The organism is Staphylococcus sp. HMSC072E01 (assembly GCF_001814125.1).
Lineage (GTDB): Bacteria > Bacillota > Bacilli > Staphylococcales > Staphylococcaceae > Staphylococcus > Staphylococcus hominis.
On sequence record NZ_KV814962.1, the window covers coordinates 405,012 to 423,818 of the forward strand.

General features: G+C 32.0%; 18 protein-coding genes and 1 riboswitch. Of the genes, 14 read left to right on the forward strand and 4 right to left on the reverse strand.

Annotation, left to right across the window (positions count from 1 at the left end; all coding sequences use genetic code 11):
• Nucleotide 1 precedes the first annotated feature (1 nt).
• The 9 genes from purC to purD are packed head-to-tail and all read left to right on the forward strand — an operon-like array spanning nucleotide 2 to nucleotide 9,642.
• A complete protein-coding gene (purC, locus tag HMPREF2953_RS03935) occupies nucleotides 2-706 on the forward strand; it encodes a phosphoribosylaminoimidazolesuccinocarboxamide synthase (RefSeq protein ID WP_070671931.1) in 705 nt (234 codons plus the stop codon).
• Nucleotides 706-966, forward strand: coding sequence for a phosphoribosylformylglycinamidine synthase subunit PurS (gene purS / locus HMPREF2953_RS03940; protein ID WP_048682723.1), 261 nt, complete (start codon nucleotides 706-708; stop codon nucleotides 964-966). Before purC ends, purS begins: the two co-directional genes overlap by 1 nt.
• Before the next feature lies 1 nt (nucleotide 967).
• Nucleotides 968-1,639 carry a phosphoribosylformylglycinamidine synthase subunit PurQ gene (gene purQ, locus HMPREF2953_RS03945; RefSeq protein WP_070671933.1) on the forward strand — a complete coding sequence of 224 codons (672 nt, stop codon included), beginning with the start codon at nucleotides 968-970 and terminating at the stop codon, nucleotides 1,637-1,639.
• Nucleotides 1,632-3,821 (forward strand): phosphoribosylformylglycinamidine synthase subunit PurL, encoded by a 2,190-nt coding sequence (gene purL, locus HMPREF2953_RS03950; RefSeq protein ID WP_070671934.1) that lies wholly within the window; start codon nucleotides 1,632-1,634, stop codon nucleotides 3,819-3,821. The genes purQ and purL overlap by 8 nt, the downstream gene beginning before the upstream one ends.
• Complete coding sequence (gene purF / locus HMPREF2953_RS03955; RefSeq protein WP_049335477.1) at nucleotides 3,800-5,284, forward strand: amidophosphoribosyltransferase; 1,485 nt, start codon at nucleotides 3,800-3,802, stop codon at nucleotides 5,282-5,284. The genes purL and purF overlap by 22 nt, the downstream gene beginning before the upstream one ends.
• On the forward strand, nucleotides 5,277-6,305 hold the full coding sequence (purM, locus tag HMPREF2953_RS03960; RefSeq protein ID WP_070671937.1) for a phosphoribosylformylglycinamidine cyclo-ligase: 1,029 nt from the start codon (nucleotides 5,277-5,279) through the stop codon (nucleotides 6,303-6,305). Before purF ends, purM begins: the two co-directional genes overlap by 8 nt.
• Before the next feature lie 2 nt (nucleotides 6,306-6,307).
• Complete coding sequence (purN, locus tag HMPREF2953_RS03965) at nucleotides 6,308-6,874, forward strand: phosphoribosylglycinamide formyltransferase (protein WP_070671938.1); 567 nt, start codon at nucleotides 6,308-6,310, stop codon at nucleotides 6,872-6,874.
• Between the two features lie 15 nt (nucleotides 6,875-6,889).
• Complete coding sequence (purH, locus tag HMPREF2953_RS03970; protein ID WP_049335396.1) at nucleotides 6,890-8,368, forward strand: bifunctional phosphoribosylaminoimidazolecarboxamide formyltransferase/IMP cyclohydrolase; 1,479 nt, start codon at nucleotides 6,890-6,892, stop codon at nucleotides 8,366-8,368.
• Nucleotides 8,369-8,403: 35 nt separating this feature from the next.
• Nucleotides 8,404-9,642 (forward strand): phosphoribosylamine--glycine ligase, encoded by a 1,239-nt coding sequence (purD, locus tag HMPREF2953_RS03975; protein ID WP_070671940.1) that lies wholly within the window; start codon nucleotides 8,404-8,406, stop codon nucleotides 9,640-9,642.
• Between the two features lie 151 nt (nucleotides 9,643-9,793).
• Here the strand turns inward: purD and HMPREF2953_RS03980 are convergent, their stop codons facing one another.
• The 4 genes from HMPREF2953_RS03980 to graF all read right to left on the reverse strand — a co-directional run bounded on the left by HMPREF2953_RS03980 (nucleotide 9,794) and on the right by graF (nucleotide 13,165).
• Entirely contained in the window at nucleotides 9,794-10,603 is an 810-nt protein-coding gene (locus HMPREF2953_RS03980; protein WP_049335398.1) for an energy-coupling factor transporter transmembrane component T family protein, read from the reverse strand.
• Entirely contained in the window at nucleotides 10,596-11,999 is a 1,404-nt protein-coding gene (locus HMPREF2953_RS03985; protein ID WP_002455502.1) for an ABC transporter ATP-binding protein, read from the reverse strand. The genes HMPREF2953_RS03980 and HMPREF2953_RS03985 overlap by 8 nt, the downstream gene beginning before the upstream one ends.
• 12 nt (nucleotides 12,000-12,011) lie before the next feature.
• Complete coding sequence (locus tag HMPREF2953_RS03990; RefSeq protein ID WP_002448226.1) at nucleotides 12,012-12,587, reverse strand: ECF transporter S component; 576 nt, start codon at nucleotides 12,585-12,587, stop codon at nucleotides 12,012-12,014.
• Nucleotides 12,588-12,679: 92 nt separating this feature from the next.
• A riboswitch (TPP riboswitch) is annotated at nucleotides 12,680-12,781 on the reverse strand.
• Between the two features lie 264 nt (nucleotides 12,782-13,045).
• Nucleotides 13,046-13,165, reverse strand: coding sequence for a glycopeptide resistance-associated protein GraF (gene graF, locus HMPREF2953_RS11565; protein ID WP_002448238.1), 120 nt, complete (start codon nucleotides 13,163-13,165; stop codon nucleotides 13,046-13,048).
• A 152-nt stretch (nucleotides 13,166-13,317) separates the two neighbouring features.
• Between graF and auxA the strand changes: the two genes are divergently transcribed.
• From auxA to ptsP, 5 genes are all read left to right on the forward strand, one after another.
• Nucleotides 13,318-14,613, forward strand: coding sequence for a lipoteichoic acid stability factor AuxA (gene auxA / locus HMPREF2953_RS03995; RefSeq protein WP_049335403.1), 1,296 nt, complete (start codon nucleotides 13,318-13,320; stop codon nucleotides 14,611-14,613).
• Between the two features lie 153 nt (nucleotides 14,614-14,766).
• The gene (locus HMPREF2953_RS04000; RefSeq protein WP_002448169.1) at nucleotides 14,767-15,939 is read left to right on the forward strand and encodes a class I SAM-dependent rRNA methyltransferase; all 1,173 of its coding nucleotides are present in this window, start codon (nucleotides 14,767-14,769) and stop codon (nucleotides 15,937-15,939) included.
• 65 nt (nucleotides 15,940-16,004) lie between these two features.
• Entirely contained in the window at nucleotides 16,005-16,547 is a 543-nt protein-coding gene (locus HMPREF2953_RS04005) for a DUF697 domain-containing protein (RefSeq protein WP_049335406.1), read from the forward strand.
• A 240-nt stretch (nucleotides 16,548-16,787) separates the two neighbouring features.
• Entirely contained in the window at nucleotides 16,788-17,054 is a 267-nt protein-coding gene (locus HMPREF2953_RS04010; protein WP_002448249.1) for a phosphocarrier protein HPr, read from the forward strand.
• A 2-nt stretch (nucleotides 17,055-17,056) separates the two neighbouring features.
• Nucleotides 17,057-18,772: a phosphoenolpyruvate--protein phosphotransferase gene (gene ptsP, locus HMPREF2953_RS04015; protein ID WP_070671942.1), complete on the forward strand. Its 1,716-nt coding sequence runs from the start codon at nucleotides 17,057-17,059 to the stop codon at nucleotides 18,770-18,772.
• Nucleotides 18,773-18,807 lie beyond the last annotated feature (35 nt).

The window sequence follows — 18,807 nt, forward strand, 5'->3', positions numbered from 1 at the left end:
AATGTCATTACGTTATGAAGGTAAAGCGAAAAGAGTATTTTCAACAGAAACAGTACATCAGTTGAGAGTTGAATACAAAGATGAAGTCACAGCAGGTAACGGCGCTAAAAAGGATAAGATGCAAGGGAAGGGACGTTTAAATAATCGAATTACTTCAATTATTTTTGAATATTTAAATAAACATGGTATTGAAAGTCATTTTATTAAACAGCTTTCTGAAACTGAGCAATTAGTTAAAGAAGTAAAGATTATACCATTAGAAGTAGTTGTAAGAAATATCGCAACAGGTTCTATTACGAAACGTTTAGGTTTTGAAAAAGGCCAAGTATTTGATGAACCACTTGTAGAGTTCTTTTATAAAAATGACGATTTAAATGATCCTTTGATTACTGATGATCATGTCAAATTACTTCATATTGCTAATGATGAGGAAATTAAAACATTAAAAGATATGGCTAAAAATATTAATAAAGTATTAATTCAATTAATGAATGAAATGGATTTAAGATTAGTAGATTTTAAAGTTGAATTTGGAAAAACAGAAAATGGTGATATTTTATTAGCGGATGAAATTTCACCAGATACTTGTCGTATTTGGGATAAATACTCAGATACGAATTTCGATAAAGATGTATATAGAAACGATACTGGTTCTTTAATAGATACGTATCAAACATTTTTGGATAAATTGGAGGAACTAAAATAATGAAAACAATTGAACTTCACATTACATTACAACCACAGGTATTAGATACACAAGGTCAAGCATTAAATCGCGCTGTGCATGACTTAGGTTATAAACAAGTTAATGACATTAGAGTAGGTAAAGTATTATATATGACTGTTGATGAAGCTACAGAGGAAGCAGTAAATAATATTATTACGACATTAAGCGAAAAGTTATTTGCTAATACGGTTATTGAAGAATATAGTTATAAAATTGTTGATGAAAAGGAGAATGCATAATATGAAATTTGCAGTTCTCGTTTTTCCAGGATCTAACTGTGATAGAGATATGTATAATGCAGCTATTAAAATAGGTGCAGAAGCTGAATATGTAGATTATCGTGAAACATCTTTAAAAGGTTTTGACGGGGTATTAATTCCAGGTGGTTTTTCATTTGGTGACTATTTACGTTCGGGGGCTATGGCAAGTGTCGCTCCAATTATTAGCGAAGTGAAACGTTTTGCCAGTGAAGGTAAGCCCGTTTTAGGTGTATGTAATGGATTCCAGATTTTAACTGAGATAGGACTATTACCCGGCGCCTTATTACATAATGATTCACATCTATTTATTAGCAGAAATGAAAAACTGAAAATTGTTAATAATCAAACTCCTTTTACTAATTTATATGGAGAAAATGAAATTGTTGTTTATCCTGTAGCACATGGAGAAGGACATTATTATTGTACAGATGATATGTACAATAAATTAGTTGAAAATAATCAAATTATTTTAACATATGAAGATAACCCGAATGGGTCTCATGAACATATTGCAGGTATTGTAAATAAAGCAGGCAATGTATGTGGAATGATGCCTCATCCTGAAAGAGCACTTGAAACACTTCTTGGTACAGACAGTGGTGTCAAATTATTCGAAGCAATGGTAAATAGTTGGAGGGAACAAAATGTCTAAGTTTATCGAACCTAGTATTGAAGAAATTAAACTTGAAAAACTATATCAAGACATGGGTTTAAGTGATGAAGAATATAATAAGGTACGTGAAATTTTAGGAAGAGAGCCTAACTTTACAGAAGTAGGTATTTTCTCAGTCATGTGGAGTGAACATTGCTCTTATAAACATTCTAAACCTTTCTTAAAGCAATTCCCGACAACTGGTGAGCATGTTCTTATGGGACCAGGCGAAGGTGCTGGAGTTGTAGATATTGGTGATAATCAAGCGGTGGTTTTCAAAGTAGAATCTCACAATCATCCTTCAGCAATCGAACCTTATCAAGGTGCAGCTACGGGTGTAGGAGGTATCATCAGAGATATTGTATCGATTGGAGCAAGACCCATTAACCTACTAAATAGTTTGCGATTCGGTGAATTATCAGTAAAACAAAATCAACGTTTATTAAAAGGTGTTGTCCGTGGTATTGGTGGTTACGGTAATTGTATTGGTATACCAACTACAGCAGGAGAAATCGAATTCGATGAACGTTACGATGGAAATCCACTTGTCAATGCAATGTGTGTAGGTGTTATCGATCATGATATGGTACAAAAAGGTACTGCTAAAGGTGAAGGAAATTCAGTCATTTATGTAGGCCTTAAAACTGGACGCGATGGTATTCATGGTGCCACATTTGCATCTGAAGAATTAACTGAAGAAAGTGAAAGTAAACGACCTTCAGTACAAATTGGTGACCCTTTTGTAGGTAAAAAATTAATGGAAGCCACACTTGAAGCAATCACTTTTGATGAACTTGTAGGTATCCAAGATATGGGAGCAGCAGGTCTTACCTCTTCTTCATCAGAAATGGCTGCTAAAGGCGGTAGTGGATTAGTACTGCACTTAGATCAAGTCCCAACACGTGAACCAGGAATCTCACCATATGAAATGATGTTATCTGAAACCCAAGAAAGAATGTTACTTGTTGTTGAAAAGGGAACAGAACAAAAATTCTTGGACTTATTTGATAAACATGAACTTGATAGTGCAGTAATTGGTGAAGTAACGAATACTGACCGCTTCGTTCTTAAATACGAAGATGAGGTATATGCAGATATTCCTGTTGATGCACTAGCTGATGAAGCACCTGTCTATATTTTAGAAGGTGAAGAAAAAGAATATAATACCTCAAAAAATGATTATAGTGAGATCAATGTACAAGATGTATTTAAGAAATTATTAAAGCATCCAACAATTGCTTCAAAACATTATTTATATGAGCAATACGATCAACAAGTAGGTGCTAATACCATTATTAAACCTGGACTACAATCATCTGTAGTAAGAGTTGAAGGAACAAATAAAGCTATTGTTTCAACCATTGATGGTGAAGCTCGATATGTATTTAATCAACCTTACGAAGGTGGAAAAATGGTTGTGGCAGAAGCTTATAGAAATTTAATTGCTGTAGGCGCAACACCATTAGCTATGACAGACTGTTTAAATTATGGTTCTCCAGAAAAGAAAGACATTTACCAACAATTGATTGATTCTACAAAAGGGATGGCAGAAGCTTGTGACGTATTAAAAACACCAGTAGTATCAGGAAACGTTTCTTTATATAACGAAACTAGAGGAACTTCTATTTTCCCTACACCAGTAGTAGGAATGGTAGGACTCATTGAAGATATTCAATATTTAAATGATTTTCATCCAGAAACAGGACATACATTATATCTTGTAGGGGAAACAAGAAATGACTTTGGTGGAAGTCAAATTGAAAAACTTTTATATAGTAAAGTCAATCATGAGTATGAAGAAATTGATTTAGGTGATGAAGTGGCAAAAGGCGAAGCAATAAAAACATCTATTAGAAATGGAATTGCTTCTCATGTACAAACTGTAGGTAAAGGTGGTTTACTTATTACGCTTGCTAAAATAAGTGCTTATTATAACTTAGGATTAGAAGCAAAAGTAGAACTCTCTGATGCACAATTATTTAGTGAAACACAAGGACGTTATGTCGTTGCAGTCAAAGAAGGACAAACACTTGATGTCGATGGAGCTATTAAAATTGGTGAATTAACAGATGTTGATGAATTTAAAGTATCTAATACTACATCTACAATTACAGAAAAAGTCTCAGATATTAAAGCAATTTGGGAAGGAGCTATTTCAGAATGTTTAACTACAGTGGATTAAACGAAGAATGCGGTGTCTTTGGCATTTGGAATCATTCAGAAGCAGCTCAGTTAACTTACATGGGATTGCATAGTTTACAACATAGAGGGCAAGAAGGTGCAGGGATTGTAGTTTCTGATGAAGATACTCTAAAGGGTGAACGTGGTTTAGGTTTACTTACTGAAGCCATTAAAGAACCACAACTTAATAAACTAAAAGATGGCAACCATGCTATTGGACATGTTCGTTATGCGACATCAGGAAATAAAGGTATCGAAAACATTCAACCATTTTTATATCATTTCTACGATATGAGTGTCGCAATTTGTCATAATGGTAATTTAATTAATGCACAAACTTTAAGACAATACCTTGAAACACATGGCGCCATTTTTCATTCATCTTCTGATACTGAAGTGATTATGCATTTAATTCGTCGTAGTAAAGCTCCTACATTTGAAGAGGCACTAAAAGAAAGCTTACGACAAATTAAAGGCGGATTTACTTTCGCAATATTGACTAAAGACGCTTTGTATGGTGCTGTTGATCCAAATGCGATTCGTCCTCTAGTAGTTGGTAAGATGCAAGATGGAACATACATTTTGGCTAGTGAAACATGTGCCATAGATGTGCTAGGAGCAGAATATGTTCAAGATATTCATGCTGGAGAGTATGTTGTCATTAATCATAATGGTATTGAAGTAAAATCATATACAAGTCACACTAACACAGCGATTTCAGCAATGGAATATATTTACTTTGCGCGTCCAGATTCAACCATTGCTGGAAAAAATGTGCATGCAGTTCGTAAAATTTCTGGTAAAAAATTAGCTCAAGAAAGTCCGGCTCAAGCAGATATGGTTATCGGTGTTCCAAACTCATCATTATCTGCAGCTAGTGGCTATGCTGAAGAGATTCAATTACCTTATGAAATGGGGCTTGTAAAAAACCAATATGTCGCACGAACTTTTATTCAACCTACACAAGAATTACGTGAACAAGGGGTGCGCGTTAAGCTATCGGCAGTGAAAGATATTGTAGAAGGTAAAGACATTATTTTAGTTGATGATTCTATTGTAAGAGGAACAACAAGTAAACGTATTGTCAGAATGCTTAAAGATGCTGGAGCAAATAAAATACATGTACGTATAGCTTCTCCAGAATTTATGTTCCCTAGCTTTTATGGAATTGATGTATCTACGACTGCTGAATTGATTTCTGCTAATAAATCTCCAGAAGAAATTTGTGAGTATATTGGCGCAGATTCTCTTGCATATTTAAGTGTTGAGGGTCTTATCGAATCAATTGGATTAGATTTTGATGCACCTTATAGTGGGTTATGTGTAGAAAGTTTTACAGGAGATTATCCAGCAGGTCTATTTGACTATGAAGAAAACTATTTAAATAATTTAAGTACACGTCAAAAAGAATATATTGATAATCATAAACATTATTTTGATAGAGAGGGAAATATACATGTCTAAAGCTTATGAACAATCAGGTGTTGATATTCATGCAGGTTATGAAGCGGTAGAAAGAATGTCTAGTCATGTTCAACGTACAATGCGTAAAGAAGTACTTGGTGGATTAGGTGGGTTTGGTGCGACTTTTGATTTATCCCAACTTAATATGAAAACGCCAGTATTAGTCTCTGGTACAGATGGCGTAGGAACAAAATTAAAGCTTGCCATTGACCATAATAAGCATGACACGATTGGTATTGATGCAGTTGCCATGTGTGTAAATGATATTCTTACAACGGGCGCAGAACCACTATATTTTTTAGATTATATAGCAACAAATAAAGTTGTTCCGGAAGTGATAGAGCAAATTGTAAAAGGTGTGAGTGATGGTTGTGAAGCTACTCATACTGCTCTTATTGGTGGGGAAACAGCCGAAATGGGTGAGATGTATCACGAAGGAGAATATGACTTAGCAGGTTTTGCTGTAGGAGCAGTCGAAAAAGATGAATATATTGATGGATCTGAAGTAGAAGAGGGACAAATTATCATTGGTTTAGCTTCTAATGGTATTCATTCTAATGGATATAGTTTAGTGAGAAAGTTAATTGAAGAAGCTGGAATTAATTTGAATGATTCATTTGATGGAAGTACTTATCTTGATACATTTTTAGCTCCGACTCAATTGTATGTGAAACCTATTTTAACTTTAAAAGAAAAAGTTAAAATCAAAGGCATGAATCATATTACTGGTGGAGGATTTTATGAAAATATACCTAGAGGCTTACCTAAAGGGTTAGCAGCTAAAATTGATACACAATCCTTCCCAACACCAAAAGTATTTGAATGGTTACAACAACAAGCTGACATTGAAACGAGTGAAATGTATAACGTTTTTAATATGGGCATAGGCTATACTGTCATTGTAAATAAAGAAGATGTATCTAAAACACTTGATGTCTTAAAAGAACAAGATATTGCTGCATATCAAATAGGGGAAATTGTTAAAAGTAATGATGCACCGATTTATCTTGAGGGGGTATAGATATGACTAAGGTGGCTATATTTGCCTCTGGATCAGGAAGTAACTTCGAAAATATTGTATCTAAAGTTGATAAGGGGCAGCTTAATAATATAGAAATTACTTCTTTGTATACAGATCATCACGATGCTTATTGCATTGAGCGTGCAAAACAGTTGAAAGTGATGGTTCATATTAATGAACCTAAAAACTTTGAAAACAAAGGAGAATATGAACAAAAATTAATTCAACTTCTTCATAGCGAAGAGGTGGAGTGGATTATCTTAGCCGGTTATATGAGATTAGTGGGACCGGACTTATTAAATGCTTATGAAGGTAAAATATTGAATATTCACCCTTCATTATTACCAAAGTACAAGGGGAAAGATGCAATTGGTCAAGCATTTAATAGTGGCGATAAGGAAACAGGTTCAACAGTTCACTATGTAGATAGTGGAATGGATACGGGAGAAATAATTGAACAACGAAAATGTGATATAAACCCGGACGATACAAAAGAAGCGTTAGAAGAACGTGTGAAACAATTAGAATATGAACTTTATCCAAGTGTAATAGCTAAAGTTATTAAATAAGGAGCATAGTTAATCATGAAAAAAGCAATTATTAGTGTTTCAAATAAAAGTGGAGTCGTGGAATTTGCTAAATCATTAACGCAATTAGATTATGAATTATATTCAACGGGCGGTACAAAACGTGCTTTAGAAGAAGCAAATGTAACTGTTAAATCTGTCTCAGAGTTGACGCAATTCCCTGAAATTATGGATGGTCGCGTAAAAACGTTACATCCAGCAGTACACGGTGGTATTTTAGCAGATCGTAATAAACCTGAACATTTAGAACAATTATCAGAACAACACATTGATTTAATTGATATGGTTGTGGTCAACTTATATCCTTTCCAACAAACTGTAGCTAATCCAGATGTAACTGAAGATGATGCAATTGAACATATCGATATTGGTGGTCCGACCATGTTACGTGCTGCAGCCAAAAATTTTAAACATGTAACAACTATTGTCCATCCATCTGATTATAATGAAGTCATTCAACGAATTAAGGAACATCGACTCGATGAATCATACCGTAAGTCATTAATGATTAAAGTATTTGAACATACAAATGAATATGATCATGCAATTGTAAGTTTCTTCAAAGGAGATAGTGAAGAATTAAGATATGGTGAGAATCCTCAACAATCAGCACGTTTTGTTCGTACTTCTAATAGTAAACATACTATTGCTGGTGCTAAACAATTGCATGGTAAGGCATTGAGTTTTAATAATATTAAAGATGCAGATTCAGCATTAGCATTAGTGAAAAAATTTAAAGAACCAGCTGCCGTTGCAGTTAAACACATGAATCCATGTGGTGTAGGTATTGGCACTGATATTGAAACCGCATTTAAAAATGCGTATGATGCAGATAATCAGTCTATCTTTGGGGGGATTATTGCACTAAATAGAACAGTTACCAAAGATTTAGCCGAAACGTTACATTCTATTTTCTTAGAAGTTGTTATTGCACCAAAATTTGATAAAGAAGCTTTAGATATTTTAACTCAAAAGAAAAATATTCGTTTATTAGAAATTGATATGACAATTGATAATCGTGAAGAAGAATTTGTTTCAGTCTCAGGTGGATATTTGGTTCAAGATAAAGATAATTATGAAGTGTCTAAAGAGGAAATGAAAGTTGTTACAGACGTTGAACCTACCGATGCTCAGTGGGAGGCAATGCTTTTAGGGTGGAAAGTTATTCCATCAGTGAAAAGTAATGCGATCATTTTAAGTAATAATAAACAGACAGTTGGAATTGGTGCAGGACAAATGAATAGAGTAGGTGCAGCTAAGATTGCTTTAGAGCGCGCAATTGAAATAAATGACAATGTAGTAATGATTTCTGATGGATTCTTCCCAATGGATGATACTGTTGAACTTGCTGCAAAACATGGTATTAAAGCTATTATTCAACCAGGCGGTTCAATTAAAGACCAAGATTCGATTGATATGGCTAACAAACATGGTATTGCTATGGTTACTACTGGTATGCGTCATTTTAAACACTAATTTAAAATAATTGAGAGAATAGAGGGAGAAAAGAAATGAATGTTTTAGTTATAGGTGCAGGCGGTCGTGAACATGCATTAGTATCAAAATTACATCAGTCGCCACTTATTGAAAAACTTTATGCTATTCCTGGAAATGATGCAATGACTCATTTAGCCGAAGTACACACTGAAATTGCTGAAACTGATCATGAGGCTATTTTACAATTTGTCCACCAACATCACATAGAATGGGTGATTATTGGTCCAGAACAACCATTGATAGATGGTTTATCTAATAAATTGAGAGACAATCATGTTAAAGTTTTTGGTCCTAACAAAGAAGCAGCCCAAATTGAAGGTTCTAAATCTTTTGCTAAAAGGTTAATGGAAAAATATGATATTCCAACTGCTGATTATAAAGAAATAGACAATAAAACTGAGGCACTTAATTATGTAAATGAATGCGAATTACCTATTGTAGTCAAAAAGGATGGGTTAGCTGCTGGTAAAGGCGTCATTATTGCTAATACACGAGATGAAGCAATTGAAGCGGTAGAAGTGCTATATCCACAAGAAGATGGAAAAGTTGTCTTTGAACAATTTCTTGAAGGAGAAGAATTCTCATTAATGACATTCATTAATGGTGATTATGCAGTTCCTTTTGACTGTATTGCTCAAGATCATAAACGTGCCTATGATAATGACGAAGGTCCTAATACTGGTGGGATGGGCGCTTATTGTCCTGTTCCTCATATTTCAAATGACGTTTTAGAGCGTACAAACAAAGATATTGCTCAACCAATTGCTAGAGCGTTAAAAGAAGAGGGTTATGACTATTTTGGTTTACTTTATATAGGCGCAATTTTAACTAAGGAAGGTCCTAAAGTTATTGAATTTAATGCACGATTTGGTGATCCAGAAGCGCAAGTATTATTAAGTCGTCTAGAAAGTGACTTGATGGCACAAATCGTTGCTTTAGACCGTAAAGAACCTATTCGTTTCCAATGGATTGACGATTATGTGGTAGGGGTAATGCTTGCTTCGAAAGGCTATCCTGGGTCATATAAGAAAGGTGCAGAGGTTTCAGGCTTTGAATTAAATAACCATTATTTCGTTAGTGGTTTGAAAAAAGAAAATGATACATTTCTTACATCTGGCGGACGAGTTGTATTATCCATTGGAAAAGGAAAAACTATTCAACAGGCACAGAAAGATGCTTATGGAAATGTAGAAAAAATTAAGAGTGATCAACTATTTTATCGTAAAGATATTGGAAACAAAGCGCTCAAATAAACTAAAAATAATAACCCATAGATGATATTCATCTATGGGTATTTTATAATGTTAGTACTTAATATACTAGCAAAATTAATTTACTGTGTTTTTGAAACTGTTTTTATCTTTGAACTCAATCTTTACTTTAGTTTGTTTTATGTTATATATATTATTCTAACATTTCTGAAACACGAGCATCTTTAATACCAGTGATTGGAAAATATTGAGATAAATAAAAAGCAATAATAAGTAAAGCAATTGTCATACCAACAAAAAGAATATCTTTGTATGAGAAAGGTGCTTTATAATAATAAGTCCGAGGACCATCTTTAAATCCTTTTGATTCCATAGCTACTGATAATTGATGTGCACGACGTATGTTTTGGCTTAAGACTGGAATAAGTAAGTGTTTTATACGTTTAAATCCACGATAATTGGAAGCATCAATCATTTGGTAACGCATTTTTAAAGAACGTCTTAATTGGATAAATGATGTGAAAATAAGTGGTACCATACGAATAGCAGCCATAAATGCATAGGCGATTTTAGGTTTTACTTTTAAATGTTGCATTAAACTATAGAAAATCATTACAATTTGTGATGTTAATGCAATTAACACACCGAACATTGAAACTGTAATTGTTCTTAAAGATAAGTGAAGACCTCTTACAATGCTCTCAGTACTAATATGAATAATTCCCCATTCAAATAACATATGTGTACCATCACCATATAAAATCATGAATAATGATGATAGCAAGGCAAAGAGAATGGTTGCTGATAAAAATGCAGCAATGACTTTAAAAGCTGTACCATTAAAAGATAATAAAAATATAAACATCAATAAAGTAATATAAATCATATAATCAAAATTATGCACAAAAATGATAAAAATAAATAATAAAACTCCAAGAATTAATTTCGTAATAATATTTACATCATCTACAAGTGTATGACGCTTTTTCCAACGTTCAAACATTTGATTCACCTGCCATTTCTAAAAGCTTATGATTTTCTACGACAAGTCGACGTGTTGGATAACGATGAATAATTTCAGGGTCATGCGTCACCATTACGATAGTTTGTCCTTGTTTTACACGTTCTTCAAACAGCTTAATCAATTGAAATGTATTATGACTATCAAGTCCAAATGTTGGTTCATCTAATAAAACAATTTCAGCTTTTGAACTTAAAGCAGTTGCTACGCTCAATCGGCGTTTCTGACCTGTAGATATTTCAAAAGGATGATGATGTTTAACTTTTTCTAAATGTAAAAGTTTCAAAAGATGTTCAGTTTCTTCTTTCGATTTTGCTTTATCAAGATGATTATAATGAATATTAATTTCGTCATAAACTGAATTAGTAATAAACTGAAGTTCAGGATTTTGGTATACAAGGTACATATTTTGAGCAGCATCTTTAATTTTCTTCAGTAATCGGTTCTCATAAAACATTGTACCGTTGTATTTCACTAATTGCATCATAGATTCAAGTAAAGTAGTTTTGCCAGCTCCATTTTTTCCAGTAATTGTAATCCATTCTCCAGGATGAATATTTAGTTCTGAAACTTCAAATAGTGTATTTTTACTGCGAATTATTTGTCCGTTTTGAAATTTAAAAAGTGTTTTAGAAGTCTGTGGCGTTAAATCTGTTCGTATAGGTGCATAATCCCATGCATGAGGGTGCCATACGCCAAATTCAGTAAGTAACGATTCACAATGTTTGAGTATGTATTCAGGTGTATTATCAGCTATAATTTCTCCATCATAGTTCATTAATATGACTCGATCTACATGATGCCAAATATGTTCCACTTTATGTTCTACAATTAATACCGTTTGATCAGTCCATAATTGAATGAGTCGTTGCCATAAGTCAGCAGTTGCTTGTACATCTAACATAGCTGTAGGTTCATCTAAAAAGAGTGTATCAGCTTTCTGTAAAATCGTTTCGACGATAGCAAGCTTTTGTTTCATGCCACCACTTAAATTATTTACGAAAGTTGAATTATCCACATCTAAATCTACAGACGCAAGTGCTTTTTTAATTTGTTCATCCATGTCTTCTCTTGGCACTTGTTGATTTTCTAAGACGAAAGCTAATTCTTCGTAAACTTTTGGCATACAAAATTGTGTATCTGGGTCTTGAAAAATAACCCCCGAATTAGGATCAATGTCTAGTTCATCATATTTCATCGGTAATTCTATAAGATTAGGAACAATACCACTAAGTACATTAAGCAATGTGCTTTTACCAGATCCTGAAGGACCTAGTAAAAGCACTTTTTCTTTATCTTTAATTTCTATATTTAGATTATCGAAAATTTTTCGATCGCCATTTGGATATTTTAGACGTAAATTTTTGACTTTTAACACAATCATTTCCCCTTATAAGTTGTCGTAATCTTTTTGAGAGGCAGGACGGAATAATTTAGTTACTCCAGTTTGATCTAAGGCTTTTACAATTAAATAAGAGAGTATACCAGACAGTACAATACCACTAATAGCACGGAAAATGATGAAAAGTAGTAAGTTCCAACCCGCAACTTCGTTTAGATAGCCATAAAAATAATCTACAGGGAAAGATACTAATGCTGTTACTAAACCAGCTAACATTGCTACCATTAAAGAACGTGATTTGTATTTAAAGATAGCAAACACAACTTCACATGCTAGACCTTGTAAAATTGCATATACTATAGTAGGAATATCAAATTTCCCCATAACAATAGTTTCACCTGCACCAGCAGCAAATTCAGCAATTAATGCAATACCTGGTTTAGGAATAATTAAGTAAGCTACAATAGCAGCCATAAACCAAATACCGTATGTAAGTTGTTCTAGATGTATACCAGCTACTTGAGCTAAATTATATGGCAACCACCATAAGTTATAAATGATTGCAAAAATAACAGCAATTAGCACAGTAACTAGAATTTCTGAAAGCTTTAAACCTTTAGACATAAAATAGTTCCTCCTAAAAAAACGCACAACCCTTCGTAGAAAAGTTGTGCGTAAATTTAAATAAAAATGTTATTGATTATTAAAAACATGATTTATTTAAGTTAACACTTTCCTACGCTAGTATTTAACTAGATCAGGTTCAAAGGGTTTGAGGTTAAGCCTCATCTCAGTGCTATACACCCCTAGTGCATTTATATTTTATTTATTTTAAATGTATGACTTTTAATAGTAGATGTCAAGATGCTTTTAATCTATATTTAATTAAAAATAAATTATAATTAAACAGTTTACATACTTAATAATTAAAATGTAATTAGTTCTAAAAATAATGAATGTAAGTAGGATAGATTTATTTCCAACTCAGCCATCGATAGCCAGTATATTAAAAATACCTGAGACAACTTGTATGTCTCAGGCTTATTCATTAATTACTATTAATGATGACATAAATAAGAAAATTAGTCTAATGTATTTTGAACGTCTTGTTTAGTTTGTTCAATATCATCAGTTTTTTCTTCTTTTTGTTCTTTTAATTTTTCTTCATATTCTTTTGCTTTTTTTGCATCTTCATGTGTCATAGGACAACTCTCCTTTTTCATAAATTACTTTACAAAATTAATATACCCAATTAATAAAAGGATAAACTTAATCTCAGTCTAGAGAAGTATTTTATTTTTTATTAAAGACAAGAATAGAAAGTTCATATATAATTAATTTTGAGGTGAACTGTATGTCTTTTCTTAAGAAACACGCCGAGATTATCTATAGTTACTTGATCGGTATCGTTTCACTCTTCACAGGTCTCATTATCTTAATCAATTTGCCTTTAATTCATAAACTAAAAGATAAAGATAAAATTGATTTAAAAATACATAATATATGGGACTTTCTTAATGCATTTTTTAGTGAAATAATTAGAGTGATGAGTAGATTCATAGGCAACTTTCCAGTTGTAAGTGCAGTCATAATTATTCTATTTGGTATTCTAGTCATATTGATTGGATATACGTTATTTAGAACAACCAAATACGATTACGACATCTCAATTTTCTTTTTAGTCATTGGTATTTTATACTTCCTCATTACAATTACATTGATGACTCAAGTATATGGTTTTTGGGCAATCATATTCATTATTCCATTTGTGATTCATACAGGATATATCGTCTATAAAGATGAATTGTATCAAGAAAATAGAAAAGTTCATTATCTATGGATTATTATTTCATATGGAATAAGTTACTTGATTACTCAAATGTCATTGTATGGCAAAATCGATGCAAATGAGATTGAGCCTATTGATATTTTAAGTGTAAATACATTCTTCATCATTATGTGGTTATTAGCTCAAGCGGCAATTTGGAATTTCTTATTCTTACGCCGTGCGTTACCTTTAACAAAAGAAGAATTAGGGGAAGAAGAGCCTAAATTATCAAGAACTCAAAAAGGAAACGTTTCGACTCAATCAAAAGTTCATTTTAAACAACTTCAAGATAAAACATCAGAATATGCACATAAGACAAGAAGAAGTGTAGATTTAGATAAAATTAGATCTAAACGCGATAAATTTAAAAGTAAATTTAAAAATATTGTAGATATAGAAGAAGATGATATTCCTAAGTGGATGAGACGTCCTAAATGGATTAAACCAGCATATGTGGAAATTTTCTGTGGGTTTATCTTATTCTTATTTACATTTATAGAATTTAATAACAGAAATGCTCTATTTGTATCTGGAGAATGGGAATTATCACAAACTCAATACGTGATTGAATGGATTACATTGTTAATATTACTCTTTATTATTATCATTTACATTGCTACGACATTTACTCATTTTTTAAGAGGCAAATTTTACTATTTACAGTTGTTTATGATTAGTATTCTATTTTTCAAATTGCTTACTGAATTTATTAATATAATGATTCATGGTCTATTACTTTCAATATTTATAACACCTACATTAATTATTATGTTAATACCTGTAATTATAGCATTTTCGTTGCAATTAAAAGAAAAACCATAATCTGAGTAAGGGAGTGGAATAGAATTCATTTTTGAATTCATTGTTCCACTTCTTTTTTTAATTTAATATTTAGGTGAAGAATTTTAAATTTGTTAAAATAGTAGAGTAAATCACAACAGATTCGTTAAAAAAATTAAAATAGGAGAAATTAAAATGAAAATAGCAACTTTAAATAAAGGCAAAGAAACTAAATATTTAAATCAATATCCTTTAGTTGAAGAAGAAGATATTTTTCAACATGATCATTTAAAAGAAGGTGACTTGTTTAATATAGTTACTGAAAATAACCAATACATAGCAACAGCTTATGTAGGACGTCAACATAAAGGCTTAGGATGGGTAATCACATATAGCCAAGAAGAAGATATCAATATTACTTTCTTTGAAAATTTATTTAAAAAAGCGCTAGAAGAAAGAGAGTATTACTACAATATAGAAGGAACTAATGCTTTTAGACTATTTAATGCTGAGGGAGATGGCGTTGGAGGCTTAACTATTGATAATTATAATGGACATTTACTTATTCAATGGTATTCAAAAGGAATTTACAAGTTTCGTTATATAATTATTGAAGCAATAAAAAAAGTATTTAAATTTGAATCTGTTTTTGAAAAAATGCGCTTTAAAGATACGGAGTATACAGGGGGACATGTACTTGGAAAAACTCCAGAATTTCCAATAGTTATTGAAGAAAATTTTACATTTTACAATGTTGATTTAAACGATGGATTGATGACAGGAATATTTTTAGATCAAAAAGAAGTTCGTAAAAAATTACGTGATTATTTTGCTGAAAATAGAAGTGTTTTAAATCTATTTAGTTATACGGGCGCGTTTTCAGTAGTAGCATCTAAAAATGCTAAAGTTACAACAAGTGTAGATTTAGCTAATCGTTCTCGTACATTAACCGAAGAAAATTTTGGGTTAAATGGTGTAGATCCTAAAAGTCAATATATCTATGTTATGGATACATTTGATTTTTATAATTATGCAGCACGTCATGGAAAACAATATGACACAATAGTTATTGATCCGCCTAGTTTTGCACGTAATAAAAAGAAAACTTTTTCAGTACAAAAAAATTATGATGATTTAATTAATGGTGCTTTAGATGTTTTAGCACCAGATGGTACATTGCTGCTATGTACAAATTCAAGTGCTTTTTCTTTAAAAGCATTTAAAAATGTAATTAAGAAAACATTGGAACAAGCTAACGTAGAATATGAAATAGAAGAAGTCATGGGATTACCAAAAGACTTTAAAACACATCCACATTATAAACCTTCTAAATATTTAAAAGCTGTATTCATAAATATTAAGCATTAAAGTACTGAAATAGGGTATTAAATGTATGTTGAAAATATTATGAAAAACGAAAGGTGAGTTAGTAAATGGGGATTATTCATAAAATTACAAATGGAGTTACTGATAAAGTTGGTAAAAAAGTCTTAGATATAGAAGAAATTAACGAAAAAGATATCTTACCTAAAAACGAAGAAGAAATTGCACAACGTAGAGAAAAAGCTAAAGCAGTCGTTAAGAAAAAATCTTTATTATCTTCAGGAATGAGTGTTGTGCCAATTCCAGGATTAGACTTTGGTGTAGATATCAAATTGATGAAAGATATTATTGAAGATATTAATAAAATTTACGGCCTTGATCAAAAACAAGTCAATTCTCTTGGTGAAGATGTTAAAGAACGTATTTTATCAGCAGCAGCAATTCAAGGTAGTTCAATGATTGGTGAAAAAGTAACTAGTGGTGCTTTGAAATTAATTATTAGAGATGTTGCTAAGCGTACAGCAGCAAAACAAACAAAATGGTTCCCAATAGTGGGACAAGCTGTTTCAGCTTCAATTAGTTACTACTTTATGAATAAATTAGGTCAAGATCATATAGAAAAATGTGAAAAAGTTTTACGTGATATTATTTAATTTTTTAAAAATGTAGTATAATAAAAGGGAAGAAATTTATATATAACATTAGAAAATTGACTAACATAACGCTATACTTATATAATGATTGCTACTTTATTAATATAAGTGTATTTTTCTATAATAATTCAATTATATAAGAATTGAATTCAGTTATATATTTTGGTAGTGTTAGGGTATAAATTTTTATGTTAGATAATAAGAAAATTAATTTTCTAACTTACGGAGGAGAAATAGATTATGGAACAAAAATCATATGTAATTGTTGACGAAACTGGAATTCATGCACGCCCAGCTACAATGTTAGTGCAAACTGCATCTAAATTTGATTCAGATATTCAATTAGAATATAACGGTAAAAAAGTAAATTTAAAATCAATTATGGGCGTTATGAGTTTAGGTGTAGGTAAAGATGCTGAAATCACTATCTATGCTGATGGAAGCGATGAACAAGATGCAATTCAAGCTATCAGTGAAGTTTTATCAAAAGAAGGTTTAACAGAGTAATTATGTCTAAATTAATTAAAGGTATTGCAGCTTCTGATGGAGTTGCAATTGCCAAAGCATATTTACTAGTAGAACCTGATTTATCATTTACGAATGAGAAAATTACTGATACTGATGCTGAAATTAAAAAGTTCAGAAACGCTTTAGAAGCTTCCAAAATTGAATTAACAAAAATTAGAAATAATGCTGAAAAATCATTAGGTGCAGATAAAGCTGCTATTTTTGATGCACATTTACTTGTACTTGATGATCCAGAATTAATTCAGCCAATTGAAGATAAAATTGCGAATGAGAAAGTAAATGCTCCAGAAGCATTAAATGAAGTTACGACTCAATTCATTACTATTTTTGAATCTATGGATAATGAGTATATGAAAGAACGTGCAGCAGATATTCGTGACGTTTCTAAGCGTGTACTTGCTCATCTTTTAGGCGTGGACTTACCAAATCCTAGTATGATTGACGAAAGTGTAGTTATTATAGGAAATGATTTAACACCATCTGATACTGCACAATTAAACAAAGAGTTTGTTCAAGGTTTTGTTACAAATATTGGTGGACGTACAAGTCATTCTGCAATTATGAGTCGTTCATTAGAAATTGCAGCCGTGGTGGGTACTAAATCGATTACTCATGAAGTAAAACAAGGAGATATGGTTATTGTTGACGGTATTACTGGTGACGTTATCATAGATCCAACTGAAGATGAACTCATTGCTTATCAAAATAAACGTGAGCGTTTCTTTGAAGATAAAAAAGAATTACAAAAACTTCGTGATGCTGAAACTGTAACTGTTGACGGTGAACATGCAGAATTAGCTGCTAATATTGGTACACCTGATGATTTATATGGTGTTATGGAAAATGGCGCTGAAGGAATTGGTCTTTATAGAACAGAATTTTTATATATGGGTAGAGATGAAATGCCAACTGAAGACGAACAATTTGAAGCGTATAAAAAAGTTTTAGAAACTATGAAAGATAAACGCGTTGTTGTACGTACTTTAGATATTGGTGGAGATAAAGAATTACCATATTTAAATTTACCTAAAGAAATGAATCCATTCTTAGGTTATCGTGCAATTCGTTTGTGCTTAGATCAACAAGATATCTTCAGAACACAATTACGTGCGTTATTACGCGCATCTGCTTATGGTAAATTAAATATTATGTTCCCAATGGTAGCTACTATTAAAGAGTTTAGAGATGCTAAAGCTATTCTTTTAGAAGAAAAAGATAAATTAACTAGCGAAGGACAAGAAGTTGCTGAGGATATCGAAGTAGGTATCATGGTAGAGATTCCTTCTACTGCTGCGTTAGCTGATATCTTTGCTAAAGAAGTAGATTTCTTTAGTATAGGAACTAATGACTTAATTCAATATACTATGGCAGCTGATCGTATGTCTGAACGTGTTTCATATTTATATCAACCATATAATCCAGCAATTTTACGTTTAGTTAAACAGGTTATTGAAGCTTCTCATAAAGAAGGTAAATGGACTGGTATGTGTGGTGAAATGGCTGGCGATGAAACAGCAATTCCATTATTATTAGGTTTAGGATTAGATGAATTCTCTATGAGTGCAACTTCTATTCTTAAAGCTAGAAGACAAATTAATGGTTTAAGTAAAAACGAAATGACGGAATTAGCAAATCGTGCCATTAATTGTGCAACACAAGATGAAGTTAAAGAACTTGTTCATCACATTTCTAAATAATATTAAAAATACCTGAGACAACTTATGATGTCTCA

Coding starts and splice junctions, on each gene's coding strand:
- purC (WP_070671931.1), top strand. CDS start 2: ATGTCATTACGTTATGAAGGTAAAGCGAAAAGAGTATTTTCAACAGAA.
- purS (WP_048682723.1), top strand. CDS start 706: ATGAAAACAATTGAACTTCACATTACATTACAACCACAGGTATTAGAT.
- purQ (WP_070671933.1), top strand. CDS start 968: ATGAAATTTGCAGTTCTCGTTTTTCCAGGATCTAACTGTGATAGAGAT.
- purL (WP_070671934.1), top strand. CDS start 1,632: ATGTCTAAGTTTATCGAACCTAGTATTGAAGAAATTAAACTTGAAAAA.
- purF (WP_049335477.1), top strand. CDS start 3,800: ATGTTTAACTACAGTGGATTAAACGAAGAATGCGGTGTCTTTGGCATT.
- purM (WP_070671937.1), top strand. CDS start 5,277: ATGTCTAAAGCTTATGAACAATCAGGTGTTGATATTCATGCAGGTTAT.
- purN (WP_070671938.1), top strand. CDS start 6,308: ATGACTAAGGTGGCTATATTTGCCTCTGGATCAGGAAGTAACTTCGAA.
- purH (WP_049335396.1), top strand. CDS start 6,890: ATGAAAAAAGCAATTATTAGTGTTTCAAATAAAAGTGGAGTCGTGGAA.
- purD (WP_070671940.1), top strand. CDS start 8,404: ATGAATGTTTTAGTTATAGGTGCAGGCGGTCGTGAACATGCATTAGTA.
- HMPREF2953_RS03980 (WP_049335398.1), bottom strand. CDS start 10,603: ATGTTTGAACGTTGGAAAAAGCGTCATACACTTGTAGATGATGTAAAT.
- HMPREF2953_RS03990 (WP_002448226.1), bottom strand. CDS start 12,587: ATGTCTAAAGGTTTAAAGCTTTCAGAAATTCTAGTTACTGTGCTAATT.
- graF (WP_002448238.1), bottom strand. CDS start 13,165: ATGACACATGAAGATGCAAAAAAAGCAAAAGAATATGAAGAAAAATTA.
- auxA (WP_049335403.1), top strand. CDS start 13,318: ATGTCTTTTCTTAAGAAACACGCCGAGATTATCTATAGTTACTTGATC.
- HMPREF2953_RS04000 (WP_002448169.1), top strand. CDS start 14,767: ATGAAAATAGCAACTTTAAATAAAGGCAAAGAAACTAAATATTTAAAT.
- HMPREF2953_RS04005 (WP_049335406.1), top strand. CDS start 16,005: ATGGGGATTATTCATAAAATTACAAATGGAGTTACTGATAAAGTTGGT.
- HMPREF2953_RS04010 (WP_002448249.1), top strand. CDS start 16,788: ATGGAACAAAAATCATATGTAATTGTTGACGAAACTGGAATTCATGCA.
- ptsP (WP_070671942.1), top strand. CDS start 17,057: ATGTCTAAATTAATTAAAGGTATTGCAGCTTCTGATGGAGTTGCAATT.